The sequence below is a fragment of the Amycolatopsis sp. NPDC051372 genome (assembly GCF_040682095.1).
Taxonomy (GTDB): Bacteria; Actinomycetota; Actinomycetes; order Mycobacteriales; family Pseudonocardiaceae; genus Amycolatopsis.
In genome coordinates, this window is record NZ_JBFBAF010000022.1 from 1 (window position 1) to 18,177 (window position 18,177).

At 70.0% G+C, this 18,177-nt stretch carries 21 protein-coding genes and 1 pseudogene; 7 read left to right on the forward strand and 15 right to left on the reverse strand.

Features of this window, described 5'->3' with window-relative positions; translation table 11 throughout:
- Nucleotides 1-195: 195 nt before the first annotated feature.
- From AB0M56_RS29895 to AB0M56_RS29915, 5 genes are all read right to left on the reverse strand, one after another.
- The gene (locus AB0M56_RS29895) at nt 196-462 is read right to left on the reverse strand and encodes a helix-turn-helix transcriptional regulator (protein WP_364181871.1); all 267 of its coding nucleotides are present in this window, start codon (nt 460-462) and stop codon (nt 196-198) included.
- Nucleotides 462-953: a DUF2975 domain-containing protein gene (locus tag AB0M56_RS29900; protein WP_364181874.1), complete on the reverse strand. Its 492-nt coding sequence runs from the start codon at nt 951-953 to the stop codon at nt 462-464. The genes AB0M56_RS29895 and AB0M56_RS29900 overlap by 1 nt, the downstream gene beginning before the upstream one ends.
- A 121-nt stretch (nt 954-1,074) precedes the next feature.
- A complete protein-coding gene (locus AB0M56_RS29905; RefSeq protein ID WP_220244275.1) occupies nt 1,075-1,437 on the reverse strand; it encodes a septum formation initiator family protein in 363 nt (120 codons plus the stop codon).
- Between the two features lie 230 nt (nt 1,438-1,667).
- Entirely contained in the window at nt 1,668-2,954 is a 1,287-nt protein-coding gene (eno, locus tag AB0M56_RS29910; protein WP_220244276.1) for a phosphopyruvate hydratase, read from the reverse strand.
- A gap of 99 nt (nt 2,955-3,053) precedes the next feature.
- A complete protein-coding gene (locus AB0M56_RS29915) occupies nt 3,054-3,524 on the reverse strand; it encodes a VOC family protein (protein WP_364181877.1) in 471 nt (156 codons plus the stop codon).
- A gap of 72 nt (nt 3,525-3,596) precedes the next feature.
- Here AB0M56_RS29915 and AB0M56_RS29920 point away from each other — a divergent pair, with 72 nt between their 5' ends.
- The gene (locus AB0M56_RS29920) at nt 3,597-3,998 is read left to right on the forward strand and encodes a tetratricopeptide repeat protein (protein WP_220244278.1); all 402 of its coding nucleotides are present in this window, start codon (nt 3,597-3,599) and stop codon (nt 3,996-3,998) included.
- A gap of 163 nt (nt 3,999-4,161) precedes the next feature.
- Nucleotides 4,162-4,371, forward strand: coding sequence for a hypothetical protein (locus AB0M56_RS29925; RefSeq protein ID WP_364181879.1), 210 nt, complete (start codon nt 4,162-4,164; stop codon nt 4,369-4,371).
- A gap of 916 nt (nt 4,372-5,287) precedes the next feature.
- Here AB0M56_RS29925 and AB0M56_RS29930 read toward each other — a convergent pair.
- Entirely contained in the window at nt 5,288-6,001 is a 714-nt protein-coding gene (locus tag AB0M56_RS29930) for a murein transglycosylase (RefSeq protein WP_364182295.1), read from the reverse strand.
- A gap of 435 nt (nt 6,002-6,436) precedes the next feature.
- Here AB0M56_RS29930 and efeU point away from each other — a divergent pair, with 435 nt between their 5' ends.
- The 4 genes from efeU to AB0M56_RS29950 are packed head-to-tail and all read left to right on the forward strand — an operon-like array spanning nt 6,437 to nt 10,131.
- Nucleotides 6,437-7,285, forward strand: coding sequence for an iron uptake transporter permease EfeU (gene efeU / locus AB0M56_RS29935; RefSeq protein WP_364181880.1), 849 nt, complete (start codon nt 6,437-6,439; stop codon nt 7,283-7,285).
- On the forward strand, nt 7,282-8,433 hold the full coding sequence (gene efeO, locus AB0M56_RS29940; protein WP_364181882.1) for an iron uptake system protein EfeO: 1,152 nt from the start codon (nt 7,282-7,284) through the stop codon (nt 8,431-8,433). Before efeU ends, efeO begins: the two co-directional genes overlap by 4 nt.
- Entirely contained in the window at nt 8,430-9,686 is a 1,257-nt protein-coding gene (efeB, locus tag AB0M56_RS29945) for an iron uptake transporter deferrochelatase/peroxidase subunit (RefSeq protein WP_364181884.1), read from the forward strand. The genes efeO and efeB overlap by 4 nt, the downstream gene beginning before the upstream one ends.
- A gap of 34 nt (nt 9,687-9,720) precedes the next feature.
- Nucleotides 9,721-10,131 carry a PPOX class F420-dependent oxidoreductase gene (locus tag AB0M56_RS29950; RefSeq protein WP_364181887.1) on the forward strand — a complete coding sequence of 137 codons (411 nt, stop codon included), beginning with the start codon at nt 9,721-9,723 and terminating at the stop codon, nt 10,129-10,131.
- Between the two features lie 5 nt (nt 10,132-10,136).
- Here AB0M56_RS29950 and AB0M56_RS29955 read toward each other — a convergent pair whose 3' ends face one another.
- From AB0M56_RS29955 to AB0M56_RS29970, 4 genes and pseudogenes are all read right to left on the reverse strand, one after another.
- The gene (locus tag AB0M56_RS29955) at nt 10,137-10,862 is read right to left on the reverse strand and encodes a carboxylesterase family protein (RefSeq protein WP_364181889.1); all 726 of its coding nucleotides are present in this window, start codon (nt 10,860-10,862) and stop codon (nt 10,137-10,139) included.
- A gap of 134 nt (nt 10,863-10,996) precedes the next feature.
- Nucleotides 10,997-11,533: pseudogene (locus AB0M56_RS29960) on the reverse strand (carboxylesterase family protein); the annotation flags it as partial.
- A 12-nt stretch (nt 11,534-11,545) separates the two neighbouring features.
- The gene (locus AB0M56_RS29965; RefSeq protein ID WP_364181891.1) at nt 11,546-11,719 is read right to left on the reverse strand and encodes a hypothetical protein; all 174 of its coding nucleotides are present in this window, start codon (nt 11,717-11,719) and stop codon (nt 11,546-11,548) included.
- A complete protein-coding gene (locus AB0M56_RS29970; RefSeq protein ID WP_364181894.1) occupies nt 11,719-12,426 on the reverse strand; it encodes a TetR/AcrR family transcriptional regulator in 708 nt (235 codons plus the stop codon). The genes AB0M56_RS29965 and AB0M56_RS29970 overlap by 1 nt, the downstream gene beginning before the upstream one ends.
- Nucleotides 12,427-12,473: 47 nt before the next feature.
- On the opposite strand from AB0M56_RS29970, the gene pip reads away from it, so the two are divergent.
- A complete protein-coding gene (gene pip / locus AB0M56_RS29975; RefSeq protein WP_364181897.1) occupies nt 12,474-13,451 on the forward strand; it encodes a prolyl aminopeptidase in 978 nt (325 codons plus the stop codon).
- A gap of 60 nt (nt 13,452-13,511) precedes the next feature.
- Here pip and AB0M56_RS29980 read toward each other — a convergent pair whose 3' ends face one another.
- The 5 genes from AB0M56_RS29980 to AB0M56_RS30000 are packed head-to-tail and all read right to left on the reverse strand — an operon-like array spanning nt 13,512 to nt 17,564.
- Nucleotides 13,512-14,066, reverse strand: coding sequence for a hypothetical protein (locus AB0M56_RS29980; RefSeq protein WP_364181899.1), 555 nt, complete (start codon nt 14,064-14,066; stop codon nt 13,512-13,514).
- A complete protein-coding gene (locus AB0M56_RS29985; RefSeq protein ID WP_364181901.1) occupies nt 14,063-15,388 on the reverse strand; it encodes a hypothetical protein in 1,326 nt (441 codons plus the stop codon). Before AB0M56_RS29985 ends, AB0M56_RS29980 begins: the two co-directional genes overlap by 4 nt.
- The gene (locus AB0M56_RS29990) at nt 15,385-16,188 is read right to left on the reverse strand and encodes an ABC transporter ATP-binding protein (RefSeq protein WP_220247124.1); all 804 of its coding nucleotides are present in this window, start codon (nt 16,186-16,188) and stop codon (nt 15,385-15,387) included. Before AB0M56_RS29990 ends, AB0M56_RS29985 begins: the two co-directional genes overlap by 4 nt.
- Nucleotides 16,189-16,209: 21 nt before the next feature.
- A complete protein-coding gene (locus tag AB0M56_RS29995; protein ID WP_364181903.1) occupies nt 16,210-16,986 on the reverse strand; it encodes a zf-HC2 domain-containing protein in 777 nt (258 codons plus the stop codon).
- Nucleotides 16,983-17,564, reverse strand: coding sequence for an RNA polymerase sigma factor (locus AB0M56_RS30000; RefSeq protein WP_364181906.1), 582 nt, complete (start codon nt 17,562-17,564; stop codon nt 16,983-16,985). The genes AB0M56_RS29995 and AB0M56_RS30000 overlap by 4 nt, the downstream gene beginning before the upstream one ends.
- Nucleotides 17,565-18,177 lie beyond the last annotated feature (613 nt).

The following is an 18,177-nucleotide window of genomic DNA, read 5'->3' on the forward strand; positions in this document are numbered from 1 at the left end:
ACCGGCCCGGCTCGATCCCGAAACCCTGAAGCCATGAACAACCCCTGATCACTCAGGTGTTGCAACGACCCCTAGAAACCGCCGGAGGGCGGGGGTCTGTGGTCCCGGCTGCGGCGTCCGATCTGTGGTCAAGCGAGGCCACGTGCGGCGGAGATCGCGGGCGTCATGGCGTGTCCGCGCGACCCACGTGCCGTGTCACGACCCACTGGCACCAGGCGGTTTCACACCCACCCGAGACACCTCAGCCCCCGCGTCATCCTCCGCCTCCCACCGCAGCAGATCACCCGGCTGACACTCCAGCACCTCACAGAGCGCCGCCAGCGTCGCGAAGCGAACTGCCTTGGCGCGGCCGTTCTTCAGCACCGCCAGGTTCGCCGGCGTGATCCCCACGCGGTCCGCGAGCTCGCCGACCGACATCTTCCGCCGGGCCAGCATCACGTCGATGTCGACGGCGATGGGCATCAGATCACCTCGTCGAGCTCGGCCTGCAGCTGCGTCGCCTCGACGTCGCGCGCGACGGCCTGGGCGAGGAGCATCCGCAGCACCAGCACGATGAGCGCGACGCCCAGGATGGCCACGCCGATCCCGCCCATGATGAGGGTGACGCCGGGGTCGTCGCGCTGGCCGGGTGCGTTGACGGCCGTGACCGCGAACCACACGAGGGCCGCCGCCACGATGGCGCCGATGACGGTGTCGACGTAGCGGAAGGCGGCGCGGGAGAACACGGTGCCGCGGCGCACCATCGTCACCAGCCGCCACACGCTGACCACGGCGACCTGCACCGTCACCAGGCCCAGGATCGCGAGGAGGCGAAACGCGGTCAGCGGGAGCGTCCCGCCCTCCGGGTCGCTTCCGGTGACCAGCACCCACACCATCAGCACCTGGATCAACACGGTTCCCGCGAGCACCACCGCGAGCACCGTGCGCAGCGCGTTCACTGCCAGCTTTCCCATAAGCCATCCTCCCATCGAGTTACGATGGGAATCTATCGATTGTCGATAGCCTAGGCAAGTCGCAAAAGAGAAACGACGGGGTACCCGGAGGCACCCCGCCGCTCAGCCCGAACCCAGACCCTCACCCACCGGAAACCGAGTCCCACAGCTTCTCGTACCAAGACCCCTGCGGAACCGCCGCCGGGTTCGCCGCAGGAGGCGGCGCGGAAGGCTGGTCCTCCGGCAGCTGCACGATGTACGGCGTCTCCCCCGGCTTCACGTACCGCAGCCGACGGCGGGCCTCCGCCTCGATCTGCGCCGGGTCGCTCAGCTGGGCCTTGCGGTCGCGCAGGACGTCGACTTCCTTCTGCAGCTGGGCTTGCTGCGCCTCCTGGTCACGCACTTCCGACCGCTGGCTCAGGTACGTCCGCAGCGGCACCGCGACGGTGAACGCCAGCGCACACACGACGATCGCCACCACGGCCGCGCGCCGGGTGGTCGACATGCCGAGCACTTTGGCCGCGCCCGACGCGCGTTTGGCCGCGAGGCCACGGCGTAGCCGAGCCCTCGTCGTCTCCGCTGACGAAGCCTCCGCCGTCCGGCGCCGGGCCGACGCGGGACGACGGGCCCGTGTGGACCCGCCTCCCTCGGCACGCCGCCTCCGCGTGGACCCGGCGCCGTCGGCTCGGCCTCCGCGGCGGCTGCGCGCCCTCCCCCGGTCGGCCATGGAAACCCTCAGGCCTCCGCGGTGAACCGCGGGAAGGCGAGGTCGCCGGCGTAGCGCGCGGCGTCCGCCAGCGTCTCCTCGATGCGCAGGAGCTGGTTGTACTTCGCGATCCGCTCGCCGCGCGCCGGGGCGCCCGTCTTGATCTGGCCGACGCCCGTGGCGACCGCGAGGTCCGCGATGAACGTGTCCTCGGTCTCGCCGGAGCGGTGGCTCATCATCGACTTGTAGCCGTACGACGTGGCCAGCGACACCGCGTCCAGCGTCTCCGACAAGGTGCCGATCTGGTTGACCTTCACCAGCAGCGCGTTGGCGGCGCGGCGGGTGATGCCCTCTTCGAGGCGGTCCGGGTTGGTGACGAACAGGTCGTCGCCCACGAGCTGGACCTTGTCGCCGACCTCGGCGGTCAGCTGGACCCAGCCGTCCCAGTCGTCCTCGCTCAGCGGGTCCTCGATGGACACGAGCGGGTAGTCGCGCAGCAGTTCGGCGTAGTAGGCCGACATCTGCTCGGCGCTGCGCTTGGTGCCCTCGAACGTGTAGGCCCCGTCGGCGAAGAACTCGGTCGCGGCGACGTCCAGCGCGAGCGCGACGTCGCGGCCCGGCGCGTAGCCGGCCTTCTCGATGGCCTGCAAGATCAGGTCGAGCGCCTCGCGATTGTTGCCCAGGCTCGGCGCGAAGCCGCCCTCGTCGCCGAGGCCGGTGGACAGGCCGCGGCCCTTCAGCACGCCCTTGAGCGCGTGGTAGACCTCGGTGCCCCAGCGCAGCGCCTCGCGGAACGACTCGGCGCCGATCGGCGCGATCATGAACTCCTGGATGTCCACGTCGGTGTCGGCGTGGGCGCCACCGTTGAGAATGTTGAGCATCGGCACGGGCAGCACGTGCGCGTTCGGCCCGCCCAGGTAGCGGAAGAGCTCCAGCTCGGCTGACTCGGCGGCGGCCTTCGCGACGGCCAGCGAGACGCCGAGGATCGCGTTGGCGCCCAGGCGCGACTTCGCGGGCGTGCCGTCGAGGTCCACGAGCTTCTGGTCCACGATCCGCTGGTCCACGGCGTCGACGCCCACCAGGTCCGGACCGATCTCGTCGAGCACCGCGGCGACCGCGCGCTCCACGCCCTTGCCGTTGTAGCGGCCGGTGTCCCCGTCACGCAGCTCGACTGCTTCGTGCTCGCCGGTGGACGCACCCGACGGGACAGCGGCCCGCGCCAGCGTGCCGTCGTCGAGCGCCACCTCCACCTCGACGGTCGGGTTGCCACGCGAGTCCAGAATCTCGCGCGCGCCTACCTGCTCGATGAGAGCCACGCCATGCTCCTCAGTGGGTCGTGCCTGCGGTGACGCCGCCCAGAGTAGCCGTCCGCGGCTTTCACCCGTTGGAGGCACGGCCATTCCGCTCAGTGCCCGTCAGTGGCCTTCCGAGCTCTCCGGCCGCACTTCACGCCACCCGGACGGCAGCTCGACGGTCTCCGACGTCTGCTGCCAGAACGTCCAGCTGTTGCCCCCGGGGTCCGCCACCGTGAACACGCGCGCGCCGTACGGCTGGTCCTGCGGCGGCTCCGGCTCGGCGTCCTCGCCCAGCGCCGAACGCACGCGCTCGTACTGCGCGTCGACGTCGGTCACGTAGATGATGTTGAGCTGCCCGACCGGTCCCTCGACGCCCTTGGCCGCCCAGTATTCGGAACCGACGCCGGCGAGCTGGACCGTTCCGGTGCCCGCGCAGAGCGTCGCCTGGAAGACCTCCCCGGACGCGTCCTCGAACCGCACTTCCTCCCGGAAGCCGAAGACCCTGGTCAGCCACTCCAGCGCCGCCGTCGCGTCGGTGTAGTAGAGGTAGGGCGCCAGGCCCAGGTAGCCGGGTTCCTGTCCGCTGCTCATGGCAGGACAGTCCACCACGACCCGTCCGCCGCCTCGTGCGAGGCCCTCCGGAGCGGTATCGTCGGAGTGACCATGACGGACGCCGCAGCAGCACCAGAGCCCACCGGCGAAGACCGTTTCCGCGCCTTCCGCCAGGCCGAGGATCTGGTCGAACGCCACCGCCCGCTCGACGCGCTCAAGGCGCTCGAACCCCTGCTCGACGAGACGGACAAACCGAGTGTCCAGCTCCTCGCGGGCCGCGCGTACTTCCACTCCGCGCAGCTGCGCCGGGCGGAACGCGCGTTCACGCGAGTCCTCGAGCTGGATCCGACGGATCACTACGCCCGCTTCGTCCTCGGGCGAACCCTCCAGCGCCTCGGCCGGTTGGCCGAGGCGCTGGCGCAACTGCGGATGGCTTCGGCGATGAACCCCGTGCCGGAGTACCTGGAGGCGATCGCGGAAGTGACGGCGCGGATCACGTTGCAGGATCGCTGACGCGTTGTTCGGGCTCCGCGCTTTCGGGCTCGGTCTTCCGGATGGTCAGCGGTCGCGCGGGTGTGGCCTTTCGGCGCTTCCGCTCGGCCGGTCGGCTGATCCGGCCGACCCTCCTCGTGGGCGAACCTTGAGTCATCACGGAGAACGACCCGAGGAGCTCGAGATGAACGTCTTCACCTTCATCGCCGTCTACGCCGGCCTTGCCGTCCTGATGCTGGCGGCGCTCTCGCCGGTGATCGTCGAACTGGACGCGCGGTTCCCGGTCGGCCGCCGCCAGCGCGCCGCCGCCGCTTCGCCCGCCAGGCCCGCCGTACCTGCCGCGCCGCGTCCGGCGAAGGCCCTCAAGGGCACGCGGATCACCGCCCACGCCTGAGGCGCAGCGCCGGTGACGCGCCGCTCTGGCCACGGCGCCGGTGCGGCACCCTGCCAACTCGCCGACTTATCCACACCGTGGCTCTCGCTCGCGAGGTTGTCCACAGATTCCGCGAAACCCGTTTCCAGGCCGCTGACCTCGGTAGACTGGGTTCGGGGACGCCCCCCTCGGGAGGGCGGGGGCCTGTCTTCCCGGCCCGCGGTCAGGGGCAACACCGCTGCCAGGTGGTGGTCAGTTCCGTGTCATGCGTTCGGGGACTATCCCGGGCCAGGGTCGTCCTTGGCGAGTTGAGCTCGACCGCGACTGCGTTGAGGTGTTCGGGGTGTGGACCGGCAGGTCGGTGCCTGCGGGGACGTAGTGGCGCAGCAGGCCGCTGGTGGCTTCGTTGCTGCCGCGCTGCCAAGGCAAGTGCGGGTCGCAGAAGTAGACCGGCATCCCTGTCGCCTCGGTGAACTGGCCGTACACATGCACTTCGCTGCCGTGGTCCGAGGTCAGCGAGCGTTGCAGTCGGGTGGGCGGGGGTCGCGATCTTCGCCACGAGGGTGTCGCGGACCAGGCCGGGCGCGTAGCGGTCGGGCAGGCGCCGCGGCATCCCGTAGCGGGTCGCGCATTCGACCACGGTCCCGATGGTAGAGCGGTTGAATGCGGCCAGGACCAGGTCTCCCGCCCCATGGCCCGGGATCGCGCGGTCGGCGACTTCGGCCGAGCGTTCGCAGATGATCACCACCTCAGTGGACATCCGTCACGCTGGTGATCAGGGCCGGACACGCGCCAGGTGCTGGACCGGCCCGGCTCGCAACCAGCCCGCGACTTCACATCGCAACAACGCGGGCCCGCACATACAAGGCTCAATGGATCGTTTCGCAGGTCACATGCCATTCCGGCAGGGTGGGACGCCGGTCTTCCCGGCCCGCGGTCAGGCAGCGACGCTCGCCGCAGCGTAAGAATCCGCAGCGGAGAACACGCTCTGCACGTAGTCCACCGAAGCGTTGTAGAACAGCATCGCGCGCCACCAGCCCGTGGGGGTGCCGAGGTCGTCGCCGCCGGAGCAGAGGTAGCGGGCGGCCGTGAAGGCGGCGTCGTCGATGTTCTGGGGGTTGGCGGGTTTGCCGTCGCCGTTGGCGCGTTCGGCGTACTTCTTCCACGTCGCCGGGGTGAAGTGGAGCGGGCCGAGTTCGTGGTCGGCTTTGCGGTCGCCGTCCAGGGCGCCGGAGTCGGTGTCCGCGCCGACGGAAGCGCCGACGACAGCGGGCGTCACGTCACCGGAGGAAGACACCGTCAGCGAGGGCGTGGCCAGATGGCCGATGCCGGCGAGAGTCGCCCAGGACAGGTGGCAAGCCGGTTTCTGGCGGCGCATCCACATTTCCGCGCGGCCGTACGCGGCGAGAACCCGGGCGGACAGCTGAGTTTTGCCCGCCACGCGCGCGGCCCACGCGTCCAGCTCCGCCTGATCCGATTCCGTCGGGCGATCGGGCGGGGCGGCCAAACCGGCGCGCGGAGCCGAAGCACCCGATTGGGGACGCTGCGGGGGCACCGAGAACGACGACGTCGCAGCCGGAGCAGGCGGAGCGGCCGAAGGAGCCGGGTTGCGCACCCCGATAGTCACCACCAGCACGATCCCCGTGAGCACCAGCCCCAGCGACAACGCGATCCGGCTGACGTAGCGACGAGGCGGAGACGTCGTCTGAGTGGTATCGGCCACCCGGACAGGCTACTTCTCCCACCTTCGCGTGACGCCACATCGGGTGATCACGAAACGCCGCGTGGAGACCCCGAAAGGCATCCCACCCCCGCACACAGCCAGGCTCCGATCGAACACTCCCTGATGCCGTCCCACCTCAAGAAAGGCAAGCGGACGGTTAACTCCCAGCCCCAGCCGCCCACATCACACAATTCGTTATGGATCCGCCGTTCAGCTCGCTGACCTGCGGTTACCCTAACCTAACCCGACCGGGTGGTCCGTTTTGTCCGATCACACAGGGGGTCTCGGGCGTACGCTCCTCTGGACTTACAGGCAAGGCTTACCTAAAAACATCAGGTCAGGTATGCGGAGGAGGGCTGAGCAGTGATGTTTTCGAGCGCGCTCATCGGGTTGCGCGAGGGGCTCGAGGCCGCCCTCGTAGTCAGCATCCTGGTGGCGTTCCTGGTCAAGACGGACCGGCGCCACGCGCTGAAGTTCGTGTGGCCGGGCGTGGGTGCCGCGGTGCTGCTGTCAGTCGCCGTCGGCGCGATCCTGACCTACAGCACCGCGCAGCTGAGCTTCGAGCACCAGGAGCTGCTCGGCGGCAGCCTCTCGATCGTCGCGGTCGCGTTCGTCACGGCGATGATCTTCTGGATGCGCAAGGCTTCCAAGCAGATGGCCGCGGAGCTGCGCGGCAAGATGGAGGACGCGCTCAACGTCGGCCCCGCCGCCGTGCTGCTGCTGTCGTTCCTCGCCGTCGGCCGCGAAGGGCTCGAGACGGCCGTGTTCTTCTACTCCGCCGTGCAGACCGCGCAGTCGGACACGATCCAGCCGCTCATCGGGTTCGTGGTCGGCATCGCCGCTGCGATCGTGATCGCGTACCTGCTCTACCGCGGCGCCGTGCGGTTCAACCTCGCGAAGTTCTTCACGGTCACCGGCGTGCTGCTGGTGTTCGTCGCCGCCGGCGTGCTCGGCTACGGCCTGCACGACCTGCAGGAAGCCGGCTTCATCCCGGGCCTGACCACCCTCGCGTTCGACGCGTCGAGCGCGCTGCCCGAAGCCTCGTGGTACGGCGCGCTGCTCAAGGGGATCTTCAACTACTCGCAGCAGACCACCGTGCTGCAGGCGATCGCTTGGGTCGCCTACGTGGTGATCGTGCTCCCGCTCTTCCTCAAGCCCACCAAGAAGAAAACCGTCACGGCTGAAGCCGCTGCGGCCGCTGTCAAGGAGTGACCGTGCCCCTTTCTCCCAGAACCCCACTGGTCGTGCTGGCCGGAGTCGGCGCCCTCGTGGCCCTGTCCGCGTGTGACAGCACCGATTCCGCGTCGACCGGCTCCGGCGCCGCGGGCCCGATCAAGGTCGAGGCCTCCGACAGCACGTGCGCCGTCGCCGCGAACACCGCCAACGCCGGCAACGTGACGTTCGAGATCACCAACAAGGGCACCAAGGTCACCGAGTTCTACCTCTACGCCGAGGGCGACCGGATCATGGGCGAGGTCGAGAACATCGCCCCCGGCCTCAACCGCCGGCTCATCGTCGAGGTCCCCGAGGCCGGCAAGTACCAGACGGCGTGCAAGCCGGGCATGGTCGGCAACGGCATCCGGGGCGATTTCACCATCACCGGCGGCGCGCAGAAGCAAACCGACACCAACGCGCAGAAGGCCGAAGCCACCAAGAGCTACGCCACCTACGTCGCGAACAACACCGCCGCGCTCGAGACCGAGACGCAGAAGTTCGTCGACCTCGTGAAGGCCGGCAAGGTCGACGAGGCGAAAGCCGAGTACGCCACCACGCGCGTGTACTACGAGCGCATCGAGCCCGTCGCGGAGAAGTTCGGCGATCTCGACCCGCTGATCGACGTGCGCGAGGCCGACCTCGAGTCGGGCCAGCAGTTCACCGGTTTCCACCGGCTGGAGAAGGACCTGTGGGTCACCGGCCTGCAGCCCGACAGCCCGCAGGTCGCCGACAAGCTGCTCACCGACGTCAAGGACCTGGTCACCAAGACCAAGACGCTGCAGCTGAGCGCGATCGACCTCGCCAACGGTGCCAAGGGCCTGCTCGACGAGGTCGCCACCGGCAAGATCACCGGTGAGGAAGAGACGTTCTCGCACACGGACCTGTGGGACTTCCAGGCCAACGTGGACGGTTCGAAGGGCGCGATCGCTTCGCTGCGCCCGATCCTGCAGGATCGCGACCCGGCGCTGGTGTCCACTCTGGACAAGCAGTTCACAGGAGTGCAGTCACTGTTGGACAAGACGCGTGTGGGTGACGGGTTCAAGTACTACAACCAGCTGTCGCAGGACGAGATCAAGGCGTTCGCCTCGGCGGTCGACGCGCTGAGCGAGCCGCTGAGCAAGGTCGCGGAGGTTGTGTCGAAGTGAACGAAGAGGGCACCCGCGTCTCCCGTAGGAAGCTGTTCGGCCTGGCGGGAGCGGGGGTCGCCCTGGCCGGCGCGGGAGCGGCGGCCGGGGTCGGCATCGACAGGATGGGTGGCTCCACCGCACAGGCCGCGGTGACCACTGTGGACTTCCACGGCGAGCACCAGGCCGGCATCGTCACGCCGACCCAGCAGAACTTGCACTTCGCCGCGTTCGACGTGACGACGACCGACGTCGGCGAGCTGCGGCAGCTGCTGCGCACGTGGACTTCGGCGGCACGGCGGATGACGGCCGGGCAGGAGGTCGTGCCCAACGGAGCCGTCGGCGGCGCCGCTGAAGCCCCGCCCGGCGACACGGGTGAGGCGCTGGATCTGCCGGCGTCCGACCTGACGTTGACGATCGGCTTCGGCCCGTCGCTGTTCGACGGCCGGTTCGGGCTCGCGTCGAAGCGGCCGGCGCAGCTGATCGACCTGCCGCTGTTCCCGAAGGACAAGCTCGACCCCGCGCGCACCGGCGGTGACCTGTGCATCCAGGCGTGCGCCAACGACCCGCAGGTCGCCGTGCACGCCGTGCGCAACCTCGCGCGGCTCGGCTTCGGCGTCACGGAGGTGCGCTGGTCGCAGCTCGGCTTCGGGCGCAGCGCGTCGACGTCGCGCGAGCAGGCCACGCCGCGCAACCTGTTCGGCTTCAAGGACGGCACCAACAACATCAAGTCCGAGGACACCGATTTCCTGCGCGACGAGGTGTGGGCCGTGGCCGGCGACGGCCAGGCCTGGATGGCGGGCGGCTCGTACCTGGTGGCGCGGCGGATCCGGATGCACATCGAGACGTGGGATCGCGAGCCGCTGGAGGGCCAGGAGCAGATCGTCGGCCGCACCAAGGGTTCCGGCGCGCCGCTGGGCCAGACGGCGGAGTTCGACGAGGTCGACCTGGGCGTCCGCGGCGAGGGCGGCGTGCCGCTGATCGCGGACGACGCGCACATCCGCCTGGCTTCGCACCAGACGTTGAACGGGACCCGGATCCTGCGGCGTGGCTACAACTTCGTCGACGGTTCCGACGGCGTCGGCCACCTCGAAGCCGGCCTGTTCTTCCTGGCCTTCAACCGCGATACGCGCAAGCAGTACGTGCCCATGCAGCAGGCGCTGTCGTCGAAGGACGCGATGATGGAGTACGTGCAGCACACGGGTTCGGCGCACTTCGCGGTTCCGCCGGGCCTGACCCCGACCTCGAACTGGGGCGACGGCCTGTTCGCTTGACTTCAAGTGGGGTTGAACTTGCACGGTGGAGTGCATGTTCACCTCAGCAGAACTCGACTACCTCGCCACGCAGGGTCTCGGGCGGCTCGCCACGCAGCAGCCGAACGGGACCCTGCAGGTCAGCCCTGTGGGCTTCACCTACAACGCCGAGGCCAAGGCCATCGACATCACCGGCTACCACCTCACGCAGAGCCGCAAGTACCGCAACGTCGCTGCCAACGGCCGCGCCGCCTTCGTGGTGGACGATCGGCCGTCGTTGAACCCGATGCGCGTGCGCTGCCTGGAGATCCGCGGCCGCGCGGAGGTGCTGACCGACGTGTTCGCGCCGGACGGGCACCTCGACGGAGCGGTCATCCGGCTCCACCCGGAACGCATCATCAGCATGGGCATCGACAACGCCGATGTGCCGCCGCTGGAGATGAAGCCGAACAACCGCAACGTCTGAGGCCGCTACCGGATCGCCGACCAGAATCCGCACTGGTGCTCGGCCGCCGCGTCCACCGGCTGGATCTGGTTCGGCACCAGCTGAAGCCGCCCGTGCGCCGTTCCGGCGGACCACTTCGGTGCTCCGGCGTGGTTCGGGTCGCCGGTCCGGGCAAAGGCGGTCCAGTACGCGATCATGCTCGCCGCCAGGTCCTGCCGCGGCTGGGTTTTCAGCAGGTCAAGACCACCCAGGTCGAATAGGTACGGCAGGTCGGACGCGTGCGCGGCGCCCGGGGAGAACCCGGGGACGTTGATCCCGTTGACGTTCGGGGCGTGGGGATCCGCGAACACGTACGGGTACACGGTCGTGTGCCGGGCCAGCTCCTGGTCGGCGGTCACCGTGGGGCAGGCCCAGCCGGCGTCGGTGGTGACGGTGGCCCAGGCCAGTGGCGCGGATCCGTAGCGCGCCAACGGGTACTGGGCGGCCACGCGGCCGGCGCTTGCCCCGAAGGCGGCTTGCAGCAGAGCAGGGTAGGTCTGGTCGGTGATCAGGGTCGGGTCGGCCATCACGGCGCCGCCGACGAACGCGCGCTCCTCGTCACGGTTTCCGCCGGAGATCACCGGCACGCGCAGGAACAGGCCGCGCTGCAACGCCGTCGCCGGGTCCAGCGGCAGCACGGGCGTGCCGTAGGCGAGGTGGTCGGAGAAACTCCGGTTGAGCGCCACCAGGTCCGCGGCCGGTTTGCCGCGCATGCACGCGAGTTCGTCGCTCTGGCAGCCCTTGCCGCGCGCGGCCTCGAGGCCGTTCGGCCTGGTCCTGCCGCAGCGACGTATAGCCGGTCCGCGGGCGCGCCCGGGAACAGCGCGCCGGCCGGCCAGTCCAGCCGGCACGATCCGGAGAACATGATCGCCTTGTCGACCAGGCCCCGGGCCTGCGGCGAGGTCAGCATCGCGCACACCGACATGCCGCCGGCCGACTCGCCGAAGATGGTCAGGTTGTTCGGATTCCCGCCGAACGCGGCCGCGTTGCGCTTGGCCCACCGCAGGCCGGCGATCTGGTCCTGCAGCCCGAAGGTGCCCGATCCGCGCAGGCCGGGGAGGCCGTAGTAGCCGAAGATACCGAGGCGGTAGTTGAGCGTCACGACGATGACGTTGCCCTGGCCGGCCGGCCGGTCGGCGGTGTAGCCGTCGCCGGCGCCGCTGGTGTAGCCGCCGCCGTGCCACCACACCATCACGGGCAGCTTGGCACCCGGCGCCACCTTGCGCGGGGTGGTGACGTTGACGAACAAGCAGTCCTCATCGGCCGACGCGGGTTGTCCCGGCCCGGCCGCGGTCTGTGAGCAGTGGCTGCCGGCCTTCGTGGCCTCGCGGACGCCGGACCACGGGACCGCGGGTTGCGGTGCGACCCAGCGCAACGCGCCGACCGGCGGTTTCGCCTAGGGCACGCCGAGGAAGTGGCGGGTGGTCGCATTCGCGTCGCCGTGCAGCAGGCCGGTGTCGACCCGTACGGTCAGCGGCGCGTCCTCGGGTGCCGCAGCCGCGGTGCCGGTCGCGGGGGACAACGCCATCACGACTACGGCTGCGGCGGCGACGATCCTGTGGAGCCTCATCAGTCTCCCCTTGGTGCAGTGGGTGTCGCAGTGGTTGCGAGGTCGAAAAGCGTCTGCAATTCCGACGCGTACGGCTCGACGGAACCGCCGCCGGCGATGTGGGCCAGCGCCGCGTCCAGCGCACCGCGGACGGTGGCGCACATGACTTCCACGTCGAACGCGCGGAACTGGCCTTGCTCCTGGCCCGCGCGCAGACCGGCCGCCAGGTCCGCCATCTCCCGCGTGTGCCGATGGTGCCCGGCACGGGGCACACCGTCCTTGTCCGAGTAGATCTTGCCGAGCGCGGCCATCTCGGTCGGGTGCGCGACGTACAGCTCGACGCTGCCGCCGATGAACGTCAGCAACGCCTCGCGCGGCGACGCCGCCGCCCCCATCCGCGGCCCCAGGAACTCCAGCCCGAGGTCGTACACCGACCGCACCACCTGCTCGATCAGCTCGGCCCGGTCGCGAAAGTGGTAGGTCAATACGCCTCGGCTGACCCCGGCGCGCTCGGCGATGCGCACCGTCGACGCCTTCGCCGGCCCCACCTCGGCGATCAGCTCGATCGCACACCGCACCAACTGCTCGCGACGGGCCGCGTGGATGAACGACGCGGCCTCGCCTTCCCAAGCATCTTGAACAGGCGTGTTCAAAAGCCAGCAGGGCTGTTCAATCAGCACCACCAATCGGCGTCCGAGCAGCCCGTCCGTGGTGACGAACGGGCGCATTCACGCTTCCGCCCTCGCACCGGGCGCCGGTGCGAGATCATGTCTGCATGGCGAGCAAATCCGACGACGGGCGTCACCCCTCGACCGAGCCACACGAGTCAGGCATGTTGGAGGTCGGCGACGGCCATTCGCTGTACTGGGAGGTGTCGGGCAACCCCGACGGCAAGCCGGCCGTCGCGCTGCACGGTGGTCCCGGCTCGGGGAGCTCTCCGAGAACGCGGAGTCTGTTCGACCCGAACCGCTACCGCGTGGTCCTGTTCGACCAGCGCAACTCCGGGCGCAGCACCCCTTCGGCAACCGACCCGGTCGTCGACCTGTCGGCGAACACCACCCAGCACCTCGTCACCGACATCGAGGCCCTGCGGGTCCACCTGGGAATCGAGCGCTGGCTCGTGTGGGGTGGCTCGTGGGGCGTCACGCTCGCTCTCGCCTACGCGCAGGCACATCCGGAGCGCGTGACCGAGCTGGTGCTCGCGGCCGTGACCAACGGCGACCGCCGCGACACCGACTGGATCACTCGTGACATGGGCCGCGTTTTCCCGCGCGAGTGGGAACAGTTCCGCGACGGCGTACCCGCCGCCGAACGCGATGGCGACCTGTCCGCCGCCTACAGCCGGCTGCTCCACGACCCCGATCCTGAGGTCCGCGCCAAGGCCGCACGCGGGTGGTGCGAGTGGGAGGACACGCACATGTCGCTGGCCCCCGACGCCGCACCGTTCCTGTCGGTTGCCGAGCCGGCGTTTCAGCTGGCCTTCGCCCGGATCGTCACGCACTACTGGTCCCACGGCTGCTTTCTCGACGACGGGCAGCTGTTGCGTGACATCGAGCGGCTCCACGGGATTCCCGCCGTGTTGATCCACGGGCGTTACGACGTCAGCGGTCCGCTCGGCACAGCCTGGGCGCTGCACCGGGCCTGGCCCGGAAGCGAGCTCGTGGTGCTCGAAGACACCGGTCACGGCGGCGGCAGCATGACCGCGGCGATCGTCGCCGCCACCGATCGCTTCGGCCGTGGTCAAGGCGACTAAAAAAGCCGGTTGCCGCACCCGCCCCTCGTGCGAGTACGACAACCGGCGGTCCCCCCAGGCTCAGCGGCGCGCCCCCGCCGCCGAGTACACCCCCGCGCCCGCCAGGAAAAGAGCGCCCGCGAGCCACCACGAGACGGCGACGTCCGACGGTTGCAGTGGCCACGCCAGCACGTGGAACAGACCCGCCGGGTCGGACGGCGCGAAGAGGGCGAGCACGAGCCACAGCAAGGGCAGCGTCCACCCGAACTGGCCACCGAAGGCGAACGCGGCCAGGCCCGCGAGGCCGACGAGGCCGAGGCCGTCGCGCACGATGACGGAGGCCGGGACCGCGGAGGCGCGCAACAGGAGCAGGACACCGACCGCCCCGAAACCCAGCAGGACCAAGTGCACGAGCCGCCGCGGGAACCAGCCGAACGCGGCCGTGCGGTCGAGGTCCACGTCTTGGCCCGAGAGCCCGGTGGCCGCGACGGCGATGGCCGCGCCGAGGGCCAGCGAGGCGAACAGCACGGACCAGTCGGCGCCCGCCAGGATCCGGATCACGACCGGGCACAGGGCCAGCGCCGCGAGGGACGCGGGCAGGCGGCGCGAGCGGGCGTAGAGCGTCAGCCACCTCATCGCGACGCCCCGGTCAGCAAGGCGTACGGGTCACCCGAACACGTCTGCTGAGCCTGGTACGCAGCGGAAACGCGTGCGAGCTGCTCGGAAGCGGGCAGGGCGCGCAACTGCGTCCCCACGTCGTGCACCGGTGTGGTCAGCCAGGAACCGTAGACGTCGGAGTGGGGCGGCGCGCCCGGGTCGCCGAGCAGCCAGGAGGCGATGATGTAGTGCGCCTTCGTGGCGGTTGGCTCGGTGGAGCAGAACGGGGCGGTCGCGAGGAGCTCGTACTCGAGGTCGTGGCCGGAAACGTCACGAAGCGCGAAGGCGTCGCGGCGGATGACGAGCGCGGACGGGTCGCCGGGGCCGTGGGACCGGTTCTCCGATGTCGTCGTCTCGACGATGTGCGTCGGCGCGGAAGGCAGTTTCGCCAGCAGGGCCAAGGCGTCCTTGCCCGGTCCGGCCACAGTGGACAGCCATTCGGCGTGCAGGGTGGTGACGCACACCGGACCTTCACACACGGGCGCGGCGGCGCTGGGGTTGTCGACGAAGTTGTCGGTCACCGCGGCCGGGAAGATCGGGATGGCGACGGCCAGCCCGACAAGGGCCGGCAACACCGCGAACCAGCGCCGGGCCGCCAGCACCAGGAACCCCGTCGCCGCCAGGCCGATCAGCCAGCACAGCTGACCGATCGACACCGAGAGAACCGGGTCCACGAAAGCGCTGTACGGCTGCCCACCCGCGGGCGAGAGCAGCGCGATGCGGTTCGGCACCGTCGCCTGGACCGCGCTCCCGCGCACCTCCGCGGTCTGTAGAAACACGCCCACCACCAGCGCCACGACCCCGGCGGCCGGCGCCGTCAGCGGGTGCGGCAGCAGCCGGCCGACGGCGAGCCCGACGGCGGCACCCGCCACTACCGAAGCGACGCCGACGAGCAACGGCAGCACCCACGTGAAGGTGAACATCCCGTCGTTCGCGATCACCTGCCCGAGCCCGACCGCGACGATCACGAGGTAACCGACCACCGCGGACAGTCCGATCACCAGCCCGACCTTCGCGATGCGCCGCGCGACGGGCAGCGGGGTCGTGGCCAACAGTTCGTCCATTCCGGACCGTCGATCGCGCATCCCCTGGATCGCCGCGGCGCACACGATGATGGGCCACAGCAGGGAAAGCAGGTAGCGCGACCACAGGATCGACGGCGTCCACTGCAGGTTCCAGGCGCTGGCGTCCTTCCACCACGGCCCGCTGAACAGGAAGAAGAACCCCAGCCCCACGGCCAGGAGCACGAACAAGAGCCAGGGCGCGATCGTCCGCCGCGCCTCGGTGCGCAGCACGCTCACCAGGAACCCCTCCCCCGGTCGTGGTTGAGCAGCGCCGAGTAGCCGCGTTCGATGGGGCTGTCGCCGATGTCTTCGGGAGTGCCCGCGGCGGCCAGCTGGTCGGGCGTGCCTTGGAAGACGAGCTTGCCCTCGGCGAACAGCACCACATCGGTGCACGCCGTGGCGACGTCTTCCACCAGGTGCGTGGACACGACGACACACGCGTCCTGTCCGAGCTGCGCCATGAGCTCGCGGAACCGCACGCGCTGCGCCGGGTCGAGGCCCGCGGTGGGCTCGTCCAGCAGCAGAATCTGCGGGTCGTTCACGATGGCCTGCGCGATACCGACGCGGCGGACCATGCCTCCCGACAGGGTTTTGAGCTTGTCGTCGGCGCGGTCGGCGAGGCCCACGCGCTCGATCGCGCGCTGCACGGCGGCGGGGATGTCCTGTTTGGACATCTCCTTCAACCACGCCAGGTACTCGACGAACTCCCGCACCGTGAACCGCTTGTAATAACCGAACGTCTGCGGCAAGTACCCGATCCGCCGGCGCAGGCGGCGCTGGTCGATGTGTCCCCCGACCGACTCACCGAGCAGCGCCAGCCCGCCTTCCGCCGGCCGGAGCACTGTCGCCAGTGCTCTGATCAGCGTGGTCTTGCCGGCCCCGTTGGGCCCGAGCAGGCCGTGGACTCCCTTGCCCAGGGACAAATCCAGGCCATCGACGGCCATTTTCCGCCGCCCCACCCGTACTTTCAGCGCTTCCGCCTGGATTTCCCAGGCATAGGTCGACGGAGCGACCTCAGCGGCTTCGACTGCCCGCATGTCCATTGTCCCCTTCCTCCCTCAGTGGTGCGCGTCGAGCCGGGTGAAAGCGCTCCGGCGGAGCACCACCACCACGGCCGTCAACGCGAAGATCCCGCCCCAGACCGGGAGCGATCCCGGTTGCAGTGCGAACGAAGACCCTTTGGCCAACGTCGGCAGCACCAGCACCGCGATCCACGCGGCCACCAGCACCAACGCCGCCCGGCTCACGCCGATGAGCCCGCCCAGCGCCAGAGTTCCCGTGGTGAACGCGAGGCTCGGTAGCAGCGCCAGCCCCAGATTCGTGCCGGTGAGCCAACCCGCGACCAGCAGCACGGGAACCACGGCCACCAGTACCGCCGTGGTGCGGCGAAGAACGAGGTCCAGACCAGCACGTGGACTGGCGGCGACCAGTTCGTACGCCGGGTCGAGACCGCGTGACCACGACGCCGCGACGCCCAGCACCGGCAGCACCGGCGCGAAAATCTGGACGAACGACAGGTTGCCCTGGAACCCGCGGCCGAGCAGCACCGCCACGACCGCCACCAGCACCGTCATCACCAGCCACGGCAGCATCACCGGGGTCGCCCAGCTGCGAGCCTTGAAGCGGCCGGGTACGCGTTGTGGCTTGGTGGTGAGCTGGGCCTGGAGTCCATTCCAGACTTCGGTGACCAGCGAGTCTGATGTGGACAGTTGCGCCAGCCGCGCGCGGCAGACGGCACACGTCTCAAGGTGGGCCTCGGCGGCCCACTCCTCGTCCGCCGGCAGCTTGCCGCCTTCGAGGTAGCCGGTGAGGAGTCGATCCGGGACGTGTTTCATGCCAGTGCCTCTCGCATGGCGATCCGCGCACGGCGCGCCCGCGTCTTCACAGTTCCTTCCGGCAGCCCCAGCAGCACGGCGGTCTCGCGGACAGACAGCCCGTCGAGCACCATCGCCTGCAGGACCTGCCGCAGCTCGGGGGCGAGCGTGCGCAACGCGTCGCCCACCTCGTCGCCGACGGTGCCCCTGAGCGCTTCCTCCTCCGCCGCCGGCGCGGTGACGTCGACCTGCGTCACGGTCGGCACCTGCGCGTGCTGCGCCCTCCGCCGAAACGCGTCAACCAGCCTTCTCGCGGCGATCGTCCACACCCACCCGACCGCCGACCCGCCGGCCGCCGCCCCCGCGAACGACCCGGCCGCCCGCCACACCGCCAGGTACGTCTCCTGCATGACCTCGGAGACAACCTGCTCATCCGCACAGCGGCGCCTCAACCGCACCGCCAACCACGGCGCCGTGCGACGGTAGAACTCCTCGAACGCCGCTCGATCGCCCCGCGCAGTTCGGCGGACGAGCTGTTCCTCGTCCACCTCTGGCGCGGGCTTCTGGTGCTTCACATCAGGCAAGACGCCGCGAATCATCCCACGGTTCTCGGGGTTGTGTGGTTTGGGTCACACCAGTGGGTGCAGGGGCAGGTGGGCCACAGGTGGGGGTGGTGACGGCTGCGGGGTGGCGCGGAAGGCCTGGACGGCGAGGGCGGCGAAGCGCCGCGACGCGCGCGAAGGACGAGGTGGCGTGGATGCTCCGGCGTGCTCGCGGCGCCACGGGAATCCGGCGTTGCCACGCGGAGCGCGTGGGCGGCTGCGCGAGTCCGTCACCTGAGCGACAGGCATGTCGGGCCGATCGGCGCAGGGCCGCGCCATCGGGAAGGCGGAATTCGTCGGCCGGCGGAGGCGGGCAGACCGCCGTGGTCACACCACCGGGTGCAGCGGGCAGCGGGCCACCACCAGTGGGAGACGGCTGCCTAGCGGCGCGACAGGCCTGGACCGCCAACACGGCGAAACGACGAGAAGCACCGACAACCGCCGACCAGCGCCACCGTGCTCACACCACCGCGCGCAGAGGACATGCGGACCACCGGTGAGAGACGGCTGAGGAGCGGCGCGACAGGCCTGGACCGCCAACACGGCGAAACGACGAGAAGCACCGACAACCGCCGACCAGCGCCACCGTGCTCACACCACCGCGCGCAGA